General features: G+C 57.1%; 2 protein-coding genes. Both read right to left on the minus strand.

Going from position 1 to position 723, the window contains the following annotated elements; translation table 11 throughout:
* Window positions 1-218: IS3 family transposase (locus FEV53_RS20490; RefSeq protein ID WP_342778326.1), on the minus strand; the 218-nt coding region annotated here is incomplete at its 3' end.
* A gap of 117 nt (window positions 219-335) precedes the next feature.
* Window positions 336-723 (minus strand): integrase core domain-containing protein (locus FEV53_RS20495; protein ID WP_142836432.1); only part of this gene is annotated, 388 nt, incomplete at its 5' end.

The following is a 723-nucleotide window of genomic DNA, read 5'->3' on the forward strand; positions in this document are numbered from 1 at the left end:
ACACGATGTCGGCCGCATTTATGTCCCTCGCGAGCCAAGTGCCGGACCATCTGGCGTGAGCCATACCATGGCGTCTCGAGGAACTGACGATCGATGATTTCCATGAACTTCAGGTTCTCGGGGCTTTCCCCACGCGGCTGGTAGTAGAGGGTTGAGCGTGCCAGTGACAGCAGGCTGCATTGCCGCCGGACGCTGAGATCGGGATTGTCTTTCTTCACCGCTTTTTGCCTCCAGTGCCGGGGATGAGACTGGAGGCTTCCAACAAAAAATCCCGTTCCACGACCAGCTGCCCGATTTTGGCTGATCAGCCCCACTTGAGTGGTCCAATTTGATTGTTAGTGCATGACGGGCCTCCGGTCCATCGTGACGACGGTTTCCGGGGCCGGTGGGCGGTAGCCTAATGCGCTGTGTGGTCGTTTCGTGCTGTAGTGTTTCCTCCATTGTTCGATCAGGATCTGCGCCTCGCGCAGGCTGTAGAAGGTTTCGCCATTCAGGAACTCGTCGCGGAAACGGGCGTTGAAGCTTTCGCAGTATCCGTTCTCCCAAGGCGATCCAGGTTCGATGTAAGCCGTTTTCGCGCCGACAGCTTTGATCCAGTCCTGTACGGCTTGAGCAACGAACTCCGGGCCGTTGTCAGACAGAATGAATGCTGGCACGCCGCGCAGGATGAACAGGTCGCTCAGCACATCGATGACGTTGCCTGAGTTCAACTTCCTGTCGACA

Source organism: Palleronia caenipelagi, assembly GCF_007004065.1.
GTDB lineage: Bacteria > Pseudomonadota > Alphaproteobacteria > Rhodobacterales > Rhodobacteraceae > Palleronia > Palleronia caenipelagi.